Source organism: Paraburkholderia edwinii, assembly GCF_019428685.1.
Classification (GTDB): Bacteria; Pseudomonadota; Gammaproteobacteria; order Burkholderiales; family Burkholderiaceae; genus Paraburkholderia; species Paraburkholderia edwinii.
In genome coordinates this window covers 4,877,717-4,891,902 of sequence record NZ_CP080095.1, presented here as the reverse complement: position 1 = coordinate 4,891,902, position 14,186 = coordinate 4,877,717, and the positions used below count along the sequence as shown (strand labels likewise).

Here is a 14,186-nt window from a genome sequence, read left to right as displayed (position 1 = left end):
TCGATGCGATGACAATGCGGATGGGCGGCGCCGATTCACCATCGTAGAATACATTCCTCTTATCGTCACTCACCCGCTTTACCGCCTATGAAACTTGCCACGCTGAAGGACGGCACTCGCGACGGTCAGCTGATCGTCGTGTCCCGCGACCTGCAAACTGCCGCGGTCGCCGACGGAATCGTCGCGACACTGCAACGCGCGCTCGATGACTGGACCTTTTACGCGCCGCAACTGCGCGACCTGTACGACGCATTGAATCAGGGGCGCGCCCGCAACGCGTTCGCGTTCGATGCAAAAGACTGCATGGCGCCGCTGCCGCGCGCGTTCCAGTGGGCGGATGCGTCGTCGTATGTGAATCACGTCGAACTCGTACGCCGCGCGCGCGGCGCCGAGATGCCGCCCGAGTTCTGGACCGATCCGCTGATGTACCAGGGCGGCAGCGACGACTTTATCGGGCCGAAGGACGACATCGTTTGCGCGTCGGAGGAATTTGGCATCGATTTCGAGGCTGAAGTTGCCGTGATGACCGGCGATGTGCCGATGGGCGTCAAACCCGAGCACGCATTGAAAAGCGTGCGTCTTGTCACGCTTGTCAACGATGTATCGTTGCGCAATCTGATTCCGGCGGAACTCGCGAAGGGCTTCGGCTTTTTCCAGAGCAAACCGGCCACGTCGTTCGCACCGGTCGCAGTCACCCCCGACGAGCTCGGCGAGCATTGGCGCGAAGGCCGCGTGCATCGTCCGATGATAGTGCACTGGAACGGCAAGAAAGTTGGGCAACCCGATGCGGGCGTCGATATGGTGTTTCACTTCGGGCAACTGATCGCTCACGCCGCGAAGACACGCAATCTGAGAGCGGGGACCATCGTCGGCTCGGGGACGGTGTCGAACAAGGATGCGAAGCGCGGTTATTGCTGTATCGCCGAGAAACGCTGTCTCGAGATGATCGAGCACGGCGCGGCGCAAACTGAATTCATGAAGTACGGCGACACGGTGAAGATCGATATGTTCGACGAAGCGGGCAAGTCGATTTTCGGTTCGATCGAGCAAGCGGTCGCGCCGCTCGAGTCCGCGCATTGAGCGGACGCGCGGCGCGGGCGGAGTAACGTGTAGCGTGTGATGTCGGATGAGACGTCGGGTGTGATGTCGGTACAACCAGCGGTATCACCGGGGCATAGCCATGTCGAACGAATCGCATGTCAGCAATCCCGAGTTTTACGCGCACTACCAGTCGCTGCGCGTGCAGCGGCATCCGCAGGGCATCGTCGAAATCGTGATGAGCGGCGAGGGCGCGAACCGTAGCAGGCTCGCGACCGCGAATGCGCAGATGCATCGCGAACTGGCCGAAATCTGGCGCGACGTCGACCGCGATCCCGAGGCGCGCGTCGCGTTGATTCGCGGCGAAGGCAAAGGCTTTTCGGCCGGCGGCGACCTCGAACTCGTCGAACAGATGGCCGCCGATTTCGCGGTGCGCACGCGCGTGTGGCGCGAGGCGCGCGACCTTGTCTACAACGTCATCAATTGCGGCAAGCCGATCGTATCGGCCATGCACGGGCCGGCGGTCGGCGCGGGGCTCGTGGCCGGACTGCTCGCCGATATTTCGATCGCGGCGAGGACCGCGCGCATTATCGACGGCCACACGCGCCTCGGTGTAGCGGCCGGCGACCACGCGGCGATCGTTTGGCCGCTTCTGTGCGGCATGGCGAAGGCGAAGTACTACCTGCTGCTGTGCGAGCCGGTGAGCGGCGAGGAAGCGGAGCGCATCGGGCTCGTCTCGCTCACGGTCGATGAACAGGATTTGCTGCCGAAGGCCTTTGAGATCGCGCAAAGGCTCTCGAAGGGCTCGCAAACGGCGATCCGCTGGACCAAATACGCGTTGAATAACTGGCTGCGCTCGGCGGGGCCGGCGTTCGATACGTCGCTTGCGCTCGAATTCATGGGTTTTGCCGGGCCCGACGTGGATGAAGGCGTGAAGTCGCTGCGCGAGCGCCGCGCGCCTGATTTCCCGGACGGCAAGACATGAAGCGAAGCGCGCGAGGCGCCGACGCGAGGGAGCAGTTCTTGCTGCCCGCTTAACGCATGGCGTCTGCGCAGACCGACGCACTTTAGCTTTACCCGAAGCCGATCGACGCATACTTTTGAAATACATCCCGTTTTTGCAATACGTCCGGCCCCGGCACGCAAGGTATGATCCGACGGGCGTTCGCCAAAGCTGCCGCCGCGTCGCCGTGGCGCTTCCGGACAGTCGCCGTGCATCACGATCGAGCGTCACTCAAGTTTCACCCCGGGTTCACCCAGGTTTCACCGAGGCTTACTTTTTCCGCGCTTCGTTTTCATAGCGCCCGTTACGCTGCGAGGAGATCAACATGACCGACACCCCCGGCTCCACGCCGCCCTTTCCTGGATTTCCCGGTTTCCCGCCCGCCGAAATGCTCGACCGGATGTGGGGGATGATGCGCCTCACGCCATTCGGCGCGGCCTTTCCCGGTACGCAGCCGGGCGGGGCGCAAGGGTTCGTGCCGTCGCTGTCGATGATGTCCGACATGATGGCGCCGCTCACGAACGTCGAGGAGCTCGACAAGCGCATCACCGACATGCGCGCGGTCGAGCAATGGCTGAAGCTGAACCTGAACATGCTGCAATCGGCGATTCAGGCGCTCGAGGTGCAGCGCGCGACGCTAGCGACGCTGCGCGCTTTCGGCGCGTTCGCGCAGCAGTCGATGTCACAACCGGTGACCGAAACACCGTCGCGCGAAACGTCGGCGCGGGAGCATGCGGACGACGCGCGTGCGGCAAGCGGATCGCGTGCGGGTTCGCCGCGAGAGGAAGAGGCCGGTGAAACGGGGCAGTCCGCGCAGGATGCTGGACAAGCGTCTGGGGAAAATACGCCGGCGCCGGGGTTCGACGCTTCGGGATGGTGGAACTTGCTGCAATCGCAGTTCAATCAGATCGCGCAGTTTGCGATGACGCAGCCGGGTATGGCCGCGGGAGCCGCCACCGGCGAGGCCAGTGAGGCCAGCGCGAGCGGCGATCGCGAGACGGGCGGAGGCGCCGCGGCGGGTGCAGGTGGCGCGCAGAGCGAAGAGCACGCCAATCACAGCCGCGCGGAACGCGCTGCCGGCGCAGGCGCGCGGCAGACGGCGGCGAGCCCGGCTGCGAAGCGCCCGGCTGCGAAGCGCGCACCCTCGGGCAAAACAGCGAAAGAGGGCAAGGGAGCGGGCGCCGCCGCGTCCCGCAAGAACCCGAATCAACCCGAATAGGCCTGGACGGCGTAAGGACGAAAGACGCCAAAACACGGAAAAGCGAAGCGGCGAAACTCCGGAACGGGCACCTGGCGCGGCGCCATGATGTCCGAAAATCGTCGTCCTGAAATGCACTGGCCAATTCGCCCTCGCGCCGCTTGTCCCAGATCAACGATTGCCGCCTCCGGCGGCCCGCCGAAGCCCTTTGGGCGCGGTTGCTCAAGAGGCGCATGCTATTATTCGAGATGTTTTTCAGCCCGCGAGCCTGCGTCGAAAACCTCAAAACCAGCAGCCCGCAGCGCGCCGGTCTTCCGGTGCGAGGGCTCGCTGCGGCGTTGCGCCGCAGGCTGGCTTGACCTCAGGCACAGGGTCTCCCTCACCCACGGTTGGCCGCGATTGTGAAATCTACATTTCGCAAGCGCTTAAAACGCCGCTGGTACTTCTTTGCCACAGATTCTTCTGGGCAACCGATTACCGCGTAAAATTGAATGCTGCGCCGGCGAAAGCGCGGTTTTCGTTCGTCAGCAGCAAAAGTAGCAATAAATTAGTTAGACAGACACAAACAGACGTCGCCTTGCGCAGAACAGGGGTGGGACTATGAACACCATGCTTTATCCGGAACTATATAAATCGCTCGAATCCGTCCGATGGGACATGGAAAAAGACATTCCCTGGGACAAGTTCGATGCGTCGCTGCTCACCGACGAGCAGGCCGCAACGATCAAGATGAACGCGATCACCGAATGGTCCGCGCTGCCCGCCACCGAAATGTTCCTGCGCGACAATCATCACGACAGCGATTTCTCCGCGTTCATGAGCGTGTGGTTCTTTGAAGAGCAAAAGCATTCGCTGGTATTGATGGAATATCTGCGGCGCTTTAAACCCGACCTGGTCCCCACCGAAGAAGAACTGCATGCGGTGCGCTTCGAATTCGATCCCGCGCCGCCCCTCGAAACGCTGATGCTGCATTTCTGCGGCGAAATCCGTCTGAATCACTGGTATCGCCGCGCGGCCGAATGGCATACCGAACCCGTCATCAAGCACATTTACGAAACCATCTCGCGCGACGAAGCGCGTCATGGCGGCGCATATTTGCGTTACATGAAAAAGGCAATGGGCAATTTCGGCGACGTCGCGCGTGCGGCATTCGCGAAAATCGGCGTGCTGATGGCATCGGCGCGCCGCACCGAAAAGCCGTTGCACCCCACCAACCTGCACGTGAATCAGGCGCTGTTCCCGCGCGACACGATCCAGTCGCGCCTGCCCGATCCGGAGTGGCTCGAGCGCTGGCTCGACGAGCAGATCCGCTTCGACGACGGTTGGGAGAAGAAGGTCGTCGAACGGATCCTGCACAACCTGTCCATTCTTTTCGAGCGCACGTTCAACACGGCGCAGGAACTGAACCGCTACCGCAAGGAAGTTACCGCGCGCGTGCAGGTCGGCGGCGATCAGGGCTCGGCGCAGCAGCCGGCGTAAATCCGGCGGCAAGACGAGTCTGACCGAGTTTGACCAAGTCTCGATGTTTCCCTGATGTTTTCCCGACGATTCCCGAATGGCCCGGCAGGCGCAAGCCCACCGGGCCGTTTTGCATTTCGGCCGACACGTGTATCGTTGCGGCAATCCACGCCACTTCCTGTTTCGCCATGGCCGCTTCTTTCGAACGCAAACTCACCACGCGCGACGCGCTTGCGCACATCCGTCCCGCGCTGCAAGGACCGGTCGTCTTCACCAATGGCGTATTCGACATCCTGCATCGCGGTCACGTTACCTATCTGGCGGATGCGAAGGCGCTGGGCGCGAGTCTGATCGTCGGTGTGAACAGCGACGCGTCGGTGCGCATGCTCGGTAAGGGCGACGACCGGCCGATCAATCGCGAAGACGACCGCATGGCGCTGCTTGCGGCGCTCGAAAGCGTCGACTGGGTGGTGCGGTTCGATGAGCGCACGCCGATCGAACTGATCGAAGCGCTGCGTCCGGACATCCTCGTGAAGGGCGGCGACTACGATATGGACGCGTTGCCTGAATCGGCGCTTGTGCGAGGGTGGGGTGGACGGGCGCTGGCGATTCCGTTCGAGCACGATCGCTCGACGACGGCGCTGCTCAAGAAAGTCCGCGCGCAACAGCAGTAGCGACGGCGGTCGCCTTAGCCGTCAGGCGCGAGCGACGCTCGCGGCTACTGCCCCAGCGCCGACGCCGCGATCGGCGCAACCGGCGCCGGACCGCCGACCACCGCCTGGTCTGCGGCATCGGCGGCCGACATCGGTTGCACGCGCAACCCTTCCGGATGAATCTGCCGGTTCAAGTGAAACGGCTCGCGCGCGCCAGCCGCGGGCGCGGGGCCGAATAAGCCGCGCACCGCGGCGAACGCCAGCAAATTGGCAATGACAAGCAAGGCGATCAGCCAGCGCAGCATGGTTGGACTCTCCGTCGTGTGGTGTCGGTCGTCGTTATCGACAGGTTGTTCCTATTCTTTCCGATACGCGCACTGCAATTGCGTCACGTGTCATGCGTCATGAGGCGTGCGGCGTGCGTCACTGCGGCGAAGGCGCCAAGGCGGTGCCGGCGTCATCAGCGGCGATTAGCGCAAGCCCCGCGAGCACAAGCGAATCATGCCGCGTATGCGGCACCCGCAGCGAGCCAATCACTTCCCCGGCCGCGCCGCCGCCGACCACCAGCCGGACCGGCGTCTGCCATTCGTCCTGCAGTTGGCCCCACATGCGCTCGATCAGCGCGGCCTGCGCAAGCGCGCAGCCGGCCGCGATCGCATCGCGCGTATTGGTGGCGAAGCATAGCGCGTGCGGCGCGGGTCGTGCAGGTGGCGCGGCAAGCGCGGGATTGTCGCCCGCAAGCGCGTCTTGCAGACCCGATGTGCCGAGCGTCGGCAATTGCGCGGTGTGCTCGCCGAGCGCACGCATCATCAGCAGCCACCCCGGCGCGATGAGGCCGCCCGTGAACGTGCCGTCCTGGCGTAATGCTTCGAGTGTCGTCGCGGTGCCGAAGGTGGCAATCAGCAGGTTCTCGTCCGGGAAGGCCGCGCGCGCGCCGATCATGCCGGCCCAGCGGTCGCTGCCGAGCGACTCCGGCGTCGAGTAGCCGTTGCGCACACCGCATTGCGCTGACGTGGCGCGCAGCGTGGTGCGCGGCAGGCCGGGCCAGGTGGCGTCGAGCAACGTGTCGATGCGCCGCGCGACCGCGACGCCCGCCACGTTCGATACCCACGCGCTGCGAGGCGCCGGCAACGCGCTCCAGTCCGGTTCGTGCTCGTTGATAAGCGGATCGCCGATGCCCTTCACGAGCAGACCGGCATGCGCGAATGCGCCGCTCGCCGTCTGTGCGCCGTTTCCATCGATGAGCGCCCATTTGACGCGGCTGTTGCCGGCATCGATCAGCAGAAACGGCGCGCCGCTCACGGTGCGCTCCGGTCGGCGAGGCGCAGCGTCACATCGCCGGTCGCGATCGCGGTGCGGCCCGCGGGGGTATCGAGCAGCAACTGTCCGCGTTCGTCGACGCCGGCCGCGATTCCCCGGCCGGTTTCGACGCCCTGTTCGAACAGCAGCACCTCACGGCCCGCGTACGCGTGGCACGCGTTCCAGCGTGGCTGGAACGGCGCGAAGCCTTCCGCCGCGAAGCGCTTGAGCGCGGGTTCGAGCGCGTTCAGTTCGGCGGCCAGCGTATCGGTGAGATTGGCGGTCGGCAGCGCGCGCGACAGCGCGGTCGGCGTCGCGCCGCGCGCTTCGGGCGGCACGTTCGCGTTGAGCGCGCCGACCTTCGCGGCCAGTTCCTCGGCGCCTTTGACATTGGTGCCGATGCCGATCACGACCGCGCTCGCGTCGTCGGTGCTCCACGCGGTTTCGATCAGGATGCCGGCCAGCTTGTCGCCTTCGAGCAGCACGTCGTTTGGCCACTTCAGCGCAATCTGGCCGGGCCCCGCGACCGGCAGCGAACGCAGCCCGTCGACGAGTGCGACACCGACCGCGAGACTCAAACCGGCGAGCCCTTCGAGCGGACGCGGCAGCACACACGCGACCGAAAACAGCAGCGCGTTGCCGGGCTCCGCATACCACGGCCGGCCGCGCCGGCCGCGGCCGGCCGTCTGCAGATACGCGACCCGGACGATCGGCCGCTCGAGCGCATCCGCTTTACGCGGCAACGTTTTCACATGCGCCATCAGATCGGCGTTGGTGGAGCCGGTCTCTTCGACGATTTCGATCGGCCAGTCATGCGCGGCCGGGCCGAACAGCGCGATCGCGCGGTTGCGGTCGATGCGCCAGTCGTCGGCCGGGGCAGAGCCGGTAGAGGTGGGGGTAGTCATGCCGCGTATTGTAGCCACTCGCACCGGCTGGAACGCATCGTCCGCGCGCCGGCAGCGCGGCGGAAAGGTGGTGGAAAGACACTGCCCGGTCAACGCGCGGCGGCAGTGCGGACACGGCATGGACGTCATCCGGATATAGCGTCGAGGCACGCCCGGCCACGCCGGCCGCGCCGTCGCGCCCATTTCTACCGATTTCCCCCGACTTTTCCCCGGGCCTTTCCGAAGCGCGCAAGACCTCTGCCGCGATGGGCCGGACAAGCCGGCAAGGCTCGCGGGCGGCGCGTTCGATACAATGCCCGTTAATCCGATAACGACCTTCCAGCGCCTTGAACTACGACACTCCGCCCGGCCTTGAAGTCGCGGCAGGCAGACAGGGCAAGATCGTCCGGCTGTCCGGCCAGTGGACCGCGCTCGCCCTTGCGCGCGACCGCTCGCAGGACCGCGCGCTGCCGCGCCTGCGCGAACTGATCGGCAACGAGAAGGTCGCGCAATGGGACCTGTCGCGCATCGACCGGCTCGATCACGTCGGCGGCCAGGCGCTGTGGCGCATCTGGGGCTACCGTCTGCCCGCCGATCTCGTCGCGCTCAATGCGACGCAGCGCGACATCTTCAACCGCATTGCCCTGCTCGACCGCGAACGCGAGAACCCGGAGAAGGTGCCGCGCTTCGACCCGTTCACGCGGCTCGGTCTCGCGCTCTTTTCGTTCTTCGAGCATCTGCAAGGCGGCATCGCGATGTTCGGGCGCGTGGTGCTCGATCTGCTGTCGATCGCGCGCAACCCGAAGATCATGCCGTGGAAAGAAATTTCCGCGAATGTCTACTATGCGGGCGCACGGGCGCTGCCGATCATCGCGCTCGTCGCGTTTCTGATCGGCATCGTGCTCAGCTATCTGTCGGCGCAGCAGTTGCGTCTGTTCGGCGCGAACCAGTTCATCGTCAATATTCTCGGGCTGGGCGTGATTCGCGAGCTGGGGCCGGTGCTCGCGGCGATTCTCGTCGCGGGGCGCTCGGGATCGTCGATCACCGCGCAGATCGGTGTGATGCGCGTGACCGAAGAACTCGACGCGATGCGCGTGATGGGCATTCCGCACGGCTTGCGGTTAATCCTGCCGCGCGTCATCGCGCTGGCCATTGCGATGCCGCTGCTCGTGATGTGGACCAATATCGTCGCGCTGTTCGGCGGCGCGCTGGCCGCGAAGATCGTGCTGCAGATCGACCTGTCGTACTTTGCGCGCTCGCTGCCGTCCGTCGTGCCGGTCGCGAACCTGTGGATCGGCCTCGGCAAGGGGGCCGCGTTCGGCATGCTGATCGCGCTGGTCGGCTGCCATTTCGGCTTTCGCATCAAGGCGAATTCGCAAAGCCTCGGCGAAGGCACGACGACCTCGGTCGTCACGTCGATCACGGTCGTGATTCTCGCGGATGCCGTGTTCGCGATTCTCTTTCAGAACGTGGGGCTCTCATGATTGCGCCGCTTACCCATGCCGTACGCGACCAGCCGCTGCCGGAGATTGCGGAAACCGTTATCGAGGTGCGTAACCTCACGAAGCGCTACGGGCGCAACGTCGTGCACGAGCATCTGAACTTCGACGCCCGGCGCGGCGAGATCGTATCGATCGTCGGCGGCTCGGGCTCGGGCAAGACCACGCTGATGCGGCAGATTCTCGGGCTCGAGCGGCCGACGTCGGGCACCATCAAGGTGTTCGGCGAAGACACCTCGAAGATCGATCCCGAAGAAGCGCGCCTGATGCGCAGCCGGATGGGCATGCTGTTCCAGCAGGGCGCGCTGTTTTCGTCGCTGTCGGTGTTCGACAATATCGCGCAGCCGTTGCGCGAACTCGGCAAGGTGCCCGAAGAGTTGCTGCGCGACATCGTCATGCTGAAGCTCGAGATGGTTGGCTTGCCCTGCAAGAACGCATCGAAAATGCCGGCCGCGCTGTCGGGCGGGATGATCAAGCGGGTCGGCATCGCGCGCGCGATCGCGCTGGAACCGGAGCTGCTGTTTCTCGACGAACCGACCGCCGGGCTCGATCCGCAGGCGTCCGACGAGTTTGTCGAGCTGATCGGCGCGCTGCATCGTGCGCTCGGGCTCACTGTCGTGATGGTGACGCACGACCTCGACACGATGGTGGCGCTGTCGTCGCGCGTGGCGGTGCTGGCCGACCGCAAGGTGCTCGTCGCGGCGCCGGTCGAGGAAGTGGCGGGCGTCAATCATCCGTTTATCCACGAGTATTTTCTCGGTCTGCGCGGGCGTCTCGCGTTGCAAGGGCTGTCGCCCGAGCGTCGCGCGAAGCTGCCGGCCGCGGCGCTCGAGCCGGCGTGCGATGCGATCCCGCTCAAAACCGCGATGTAAGCGGAGAACCAGGGGAACCTGACGATGGAAAACAAATCCCATGCCTTCTGGGCCGGGCTCTTCACCGTGGTGCTCGCACTGGCGATCGGCGCGGCGGCGTTCCTGTTCAACGTCGACCGGTCGGTGCGTGTGCCGTACGACCTCATCGCGCGCACGAATGTGACGGGGCTTTATCCGGACGCGGCCGTGCGGTTTCGCGGACTCGACGTCGGCAAGGTGCAATCGCTGAAGTTCGACCGGAGCCATCCGGGGCAAATCGTGATTCGCATTCTGGTCGACACGCGGGCGCCGATCACGCATTCGACATTCGGCACGCTTGCGTTGCAGGGCGTGACCGGCATCGCGTTCGTGCAGCTCGACGATACGGGCAAGGACACGGCGCCGCTTGCGTCGTCGAGCAAGGACGTCGCGCAGTTGCCGCTGCATCCGGGCCTGTTCGATCAGCTGCAAAAGCGCGGCGACGTGCTGCTACGCGAACTCGAGCGCGTGGCGGGCGATGTCGACGAACTGCTGTCGCCCGATATGCGTAAGCAGATCAGCGCGACCGTCGTGAGCCTGCAGCAGGCGGCCGATGGCGTCACGGCACTCACGCAGCAGATCGCGCCGACGGCCGGCAAGCTGCCCGGCACCGTCGATCAGCTCAATCAGACGCTGGCGTCGACCAACCAGCTGATCACGAGCCTGAACAAGTCGAACGGTCCGCTCGAAACGAATCTGAACAAGGTCGGCACGGCGGCGCAACAGGCCGGCGATGCGCTGACCGCCATGAATGCGTCGTTGCAGGAGATGTCGTCGCGAGTCGGATACGACACGCTGCCGAAGGTGAACTCGCTGGCCGACGATGTGCGCACGGCGGTGCGCTCGGTCGACAAGGCCGCCAATACCTTCAGCGAAAGCCCGCGCAGCATTCTGTTCGGCGCGCCGCGCGAGGCGCCGGGCCCCGGCGAGGACGGCTTCTCGTGGCCCAGTGCCGCCGCGCAACCGACGCAAAAATGATCTGAAAAGGAACGCTCATGTCACGCACGATCAACCGACTCGTACGGTCCGGCACTTTGATGATGGCGGCGCTTATTTCGGCGCGCATGTCGACGCGTTTGGCTGCGCGTATGTCTGCGCGTTCGGCTGAGCTGAGGTTGCCGGTTATGCCGCGGCATGTGCCGGCGCATGTGCCCTCGCGCGTGCCTTCGCCCGTGCGTTCGCGCTTGTCCTCGTTTATGCCCGCACTTGCCGCGGCGCTCGCCGGCGGCATGCTGCTCGCCGGATGCGCGAGCAATCCCGCGGCGATTTCGGACATCCGCTACGACCTCGGACCGCCCGCGCAGGTGGCCAGCGCCGGCCCGCTGCCGGCAGTGAAGGTGCTCGACGTCACGGCGCCCGAGATGCTCGGCTCGGACAAGGTGATCTACCGCTTGAGCTACGCGGATGCACAACGCACCGCAGCCTACGCGACCAGCCACTGGACGATGCCGCCCGCGATGTTGCTCACGCAACGGTTGCGCGGCGCGCTGTCGTCGCGTGGCACGGTGCTGACTGGCGGCGACGGCGTGCATGCGCCGGTGCTTAAGGTCGAGCTCGACGAGTTCGAGCAGGATTTCGATGGACAGACGCAAAGCCACGGCGCCGTGACTGCTCGCGCGACGCTGTCCTTCCAGGGCAAGGTGCTCGGCCAGCACACGTTTGTCGCGCGCGCGCCGGCCAGCACGCCCGATGCGGCGGGCGGCACGCGTGCGCTTGCGGCGGCCAGCGACGATCTCGTCGCGCAGATCAGCGCATGGCTTGGCGCGCAGGCGCTGGTCGCCGGGCAATGAGTGGGGCGATGAGCGGGGCAATGAGCGGGACGCGCGCGCCAGGCAGCGCTGCATGACCGACAAGCCGTGGCAGCGTCGTCCGTCGACGTTCGCAAGGCAGGCGCTTGCGCTCTATGCGGCGCTCGTCGTCTACGGCTCGTGGTATCCGTTTTTCGGATGGCGTTCGCTTGGGATCGCGCCGTTCGCGTACCTGACCGATCCCATGCCGCAGTACCTCACCCTTTTCGATGTCGTCACGAACGTGCTCGGCTATGTGCCGTTTGGCGCGCTCGTCGTGCTCGCCGTTTATCCGCGGGTGCGGGGCGCGCTGGCGGTCGCGCTCGCGTTCGGCGCGGGCACGCTGCTCTCCGCGCTGATGGAAGCGGGGCAAACATATCTGCCGACGCGTATCGCGTCGAATCTCGATCTGGCCGCGAATGCGCTCGGCGCCTTGCTCGGCGCAACGCTGATGTCGCCCGCGACCGGCGCGCTGCTCGATCGTGGGCTGTTGCGCCGCATCCGCTTCCTGTGGTTCGAGCGCGATAGCACGGCGATCATCGGCCTCGCCGCGCTGTGGCCGTTTGCAACGATGTTCCCGGCGCCGCGTCTGTTCGGTCTCGGCGATTGGCCGCACGCGCTGTGGCAACGCTTCGACGCGGGCATGCAGGAGACGCTGCTCGCGTGGACGCCCGCCGCGTGGCACGTGCTCGCGTGGCCCGCGCTCGTCGCGGCGTGGCTGCCCGACGACGGTTGGGAAGCCGTCATTACCGCGCTCAATCTGCTCGCGGTCGGCGCGCTCGCTTCGCTGCCGATGCGCACGCGTGCGCCGCGCCGGCTGTTGCTGCTGGCGTTTATCGTGGCGACGCTCGTGGTCAAGGCAGGCGCGACGTTTCTGCAATCGCAAAGCGGCCTTGCATTCGATTGGGCGACGCCCGGCGCGTTGATCGGTCTGGCGTGCGGCACCGTCGCTGTGCTGCTCGCGCCCGCGCTGCCGCCGGGATGGCGCGCGACGCTGGCGGCGCTTGCGCTCGCCACGTCGCTGGTGTTCGTCAATCTGCTGCCGGTGAACCCGTATTTCGATGTCGTGCTGGCCGACTGGCGGCAGGGCCGTTACCTGCATTTCAATGGGCTCGCGCGCTGGCTCGCGTGGACGTGGCCCTATGCCGCGCTCGTGTGGCTCGCGTTCTCGGCCGAGCGTGCATGGCTTATGCGGCGGCGTGGGGGCGGGAAGCGGCGCGGCGCCTGAGCGACGCATGAACGCGGTCGTTATAATTGGTTGGATCAGCTAGCGAGCGACGACGCTTCTCGCCGGAAGCCTCGAACCGATACAGCAGTTTTCGGTTGCCCCGCGCTCCGCACTTTCAAAACCATTTCGCCTTAGCGCCAATGCCCATGGATCCTCATTTCAAATATCACGTTTTCTTTTGCCTGAACCAGCGTGGACCGGAGGCGACGCGCCCGTGCTGCGCCAACTGCAACGCTCAGGAAATGCAGGAATACGCGAAAAAGCGCGTGAAGCAGCTGGGCCTTGCCGGTCCGGGCAATGTGCGCATCAACAAGGCAGGGTGTCTCGACCGCTGCGAAGAAGGGCCGACCATCGTCGTCTATCCGGAAGGCACGTGGTACACGTACGTCGACGAGAGCGATATCGACGAGATCGTCGAATCGCATCTTCTGAACGGTAAAGTGGTCGAGCGTCTGAGAATCGATCAGTAATTCGACTCATCAATCAACAATCGATGCCGCGGTTCGAGTCGCGGTTCGGCTCGTGAGAATCGACGCACGCAGCGACGCTAGCTGCAACTCGCATCGACACGTCACTCGACCCATCCCTATCTATCAATTGACCCGGAAGCGGCGCCAATGAATGCTCAAACGCAGAAGTTCCTGATCGACGGTCCTGTCGGCAAGATCGAAGTCGCGCTCGACCTCCCCGATGGCGAGCCGCGCGGCATCGCGCTCGTCGCGCATCCGCATCCGCTCTTTGGCGGCTCGATGGACAACAAGGTTGCGCAGACGCTCGCGCGCACGCTCGTGCAACTGAAGTACGTGACGTACCGCGCGAATTTTCGCGGCGTCGGTGCGACCGAGGGCGAGCACGACAACGGCATCGGCGAACAGGACGACCTGCGCGCGGTGCTCGATTACATGCGCGCACAGCCGGGTCAGGCCGACATGCCGCTCGTGCTCGCGGGTTTTTCGTTCGGCACCTTCGTGCTGTCGCATGTCGCGGCGCGCCTTCGCGAAGAAGGCCGCGCGATCGAGCGAATCGTGTTCGTCGGTACCGCGGCGAGCCGCTGGGATGTCGTGCCGGTGCCGGAAAATACACTCGTGATTCACGGCGAAATCGACGAGACGGTGCCGCTTCAATCGGTATTCGACTGGGCGACGCCGCAGGAACTGCCGGTCGTCGTGATCCCGGGCGCCGAGCATTTTCTGCATCGCAAGCTGCACATTCTGAAGCGCATCATCCTCGACGCCTGGCGTTGAGCATT

15 protein-coding genes are annotated in these 14,186 nt (G+C 65.1%); 12 read left to right on the top strand and 3 right to left on the bottom strand.

Going from position 1 to position 14,186, the window contains the following annotated elements; translation table 11 throughout:
• Positions 1–87: 87 nt before the first annotated feature.
• The 5 genes from KZJ38_RS21740 to rfaE2 all read left to right on the top strand — a co-directional run bounded on the left by KZJ38_RS21740 (position 88) and on the right by rfaE2 (position 5,371).
• The gene (locus KZJ38_RS21740) at positions 88–1,080 is read left to right on the top strand and encodes a fumarylacetoacetate hydrolase family protein (RefSeq protein ID WP_219798184.1); all 993 of its coding nucleotides are present in this window, start codon (positions 88–90) and stop codon (positions 1,078–1,080) included.
• Between the two features lie 100 nt (positions 1,081–1,180).
• Positions 1,181–2,023 (top strand): enoyl-CoA hydratase/isomerase family protein, encoded by an 843-nt coding sequence (locus KZJ38_RS21735; protein WP_219798183.1) that lies wholly within the window; start codon positions 1,181–1,183, stop codon positions 2,021–2,023.
• A 343-nt stretch (positions 2,024–2,366) separates the two neighbouring features.
• Entirely contained in the window at positions 2,367–3,260 is an 894-nt protein-coding gene (locus KZJ38_RS21730) for a PhaM family polyhydroxyalkanoate granule multifunctional regulatory protein (RefSeq protein ID WP_219798182.1), read from the top strand.
• Between the two features lie 579 nt (positions 3,261–3,839).
• On the top strand, positions 3,840–4,718 hold the full coding sequence (locus KZJ38_RS21725; RefSeq protein ID WP_219798181.1) for a ferritin family protein: 879 nt from the start codon (positions 3,840–3,842) through the stop codon (positions 4,716–4,718).
• Positions 4,719–4,885: 167 nt separating this feature from the next.
• Positions 4,886–5,371, top strand: coding sequence for a D-glycero-beta-D-manno-heptose 1-phosphate adenylyltransferase (gene rfaE2 / locus KZJ38_RS21720; protein WP_219798180.1), 486 nt, complete (start codon positions 4,886–4,888; stop codon positions 5,369–5,371).
• A gap of 44 nt (positions 5,372–5,415) precedes the next feature.
• On the opposite strand, the gene KZJ38_RS21715 is transcribed toward rfaE2, so the two are convergent.
• The 3 genes from KZJ38_RS21715 to KZJ38_RS21705 form a co-directional block, all read right to left on the bottom strand.
• Positions 5,416–5,655 (bottom strand): hypothetical protein, encoded by a 240-nt coding sequence (locus KZJ38_RS21715; RefSeq protein WP_219798179.1) that lies wholly within the window; start codon positions 5,653–5,655, stop codon positions 5,416–5,418.
• 118 nt (positions 5,656–5,773) lie between these two features.
• The gene (locus KZJ38_RS21710) at positions 5,774–6,652 is read right to left on the bottom strand and encodes a type III pantothenate kinase (RefSeq protein ID WP_219798178.1); all 879 of its coding nucleotides are present in this window, start codon (positions 6,650–6,652) and stop codon (positions 5,774–5,776) included.
• Positions 6,649–7,554, bottom strand: a complete 906-nt coding sequence (locus KZJ38_RS21705) for a biotin--[acetyl-CoA-carboxylase] ligase (RefSeq protein WP_219798177.1) — start codon at positions 7,552–7,554, stop codon at positions 6,649–6,651. Before KZJ38_RS21705 ends, KZJ38_RS21710 begins: the two co-directional genes overlap by 4 nt.
• A 326-nt stretch (positions 7,555–7,880) precedes the next feature.
• On the opposite strand from KZJ38_RS21705, the gene KZJ38_RS21700 reads away from it, so the two are divergent.
• The 7 genes from KZJ38_RS21700 (at position 7,881) to KZJ38_RS21670 (ending at position 14,181) form a co-directional block, all read left to right on the top strand.
• Positions 7,881–9,017: an MlaE family ABC transporter permease gene (locus tag KZJ38_RS21700; protein WP_219798176.1), complete on the top strand. Its 1,137-nt coding sequence runs from the start codon at positions 7,881–7,883 to the stop codon at positions 9,015–9,017.
• The gene (locus KZJ38_RS21695) at positions 9,014–9,904 is read left to right on the top strand and encodes an ABC transporter ATP-binding protein (RefSeq protein ID WP_219798175.1); all 891 of its coding nucleotides are present in this window, start codon (positions 9,014–9,016) and stop codon (positions 9,902–9,904) included. Before KZJ38_RS21700 ends, KZJ38_RS21695 begins: the two co-directional genes overlap by 4 nt.
• Before the next feature lie 24 nt (positions 9,905–9,928).
• A complete protein-coding gene (locus KZJ38_RS21690) occupies positions 9,929–10,900 on the top strand; it encodes an MlaD family protein (protein WP_219798174.1) in 972 nt (323 codons plus the stop codon).
• A 218-nt stretch (positions 10,901–11,118) separates the two neighbouring features.
• Positions 11,119–11,712 carry an ABC-type transport auxiliary lipoprotein family protein gene (locus KZJ38_RS21685; RefSeq protein ID WP_219800549.1) on the top strand — a complete coding sequence of 198 codons (594 nt, stop codon included), beginning with the start codon at positions 11,119–11,121 and terminating at the stop codon, positions 11,710–11,712.
• Between the two features lie 52 nt (positions 11,713–11,764).
• Positions 11,765–12,937, top strand: a complete 1,173-nt coding sequence (locus KZJ38_RS21680; protein WP_219798173.1) for a VanZ family protein — start codon at positions 11,765–11,767, stop codon at positions 12,935–12,937.
• 146 nt (positions 12,938–13,083) lie between these two features.
• On the top strand, positions 13,084–13,407 hold the full coding sequence (locus KZJ38_RS21675; protein ID WP_219798172.1) for a (2Fe-2S) ferredoxin domain-containing protein: 324 nt from the start codon (positions 13,084–13,086) through the stop codon (positions 13,405–13,407).
• Between the two features lie 147 nt (positions 13,408–13,554).
• Positions 13,555–14,181, top strand: a complete 627-nt coding sequence (locus tag KZJ38_RS21670; RefSeq protein ID WP_219798171.1) for an alpha/beta hydrolase — start codon at positions 13,555–13,557, stop codon at positions 14,179–14,181.
• Positions 14,182–14,186: the final 5 nt, after the last annotated feature.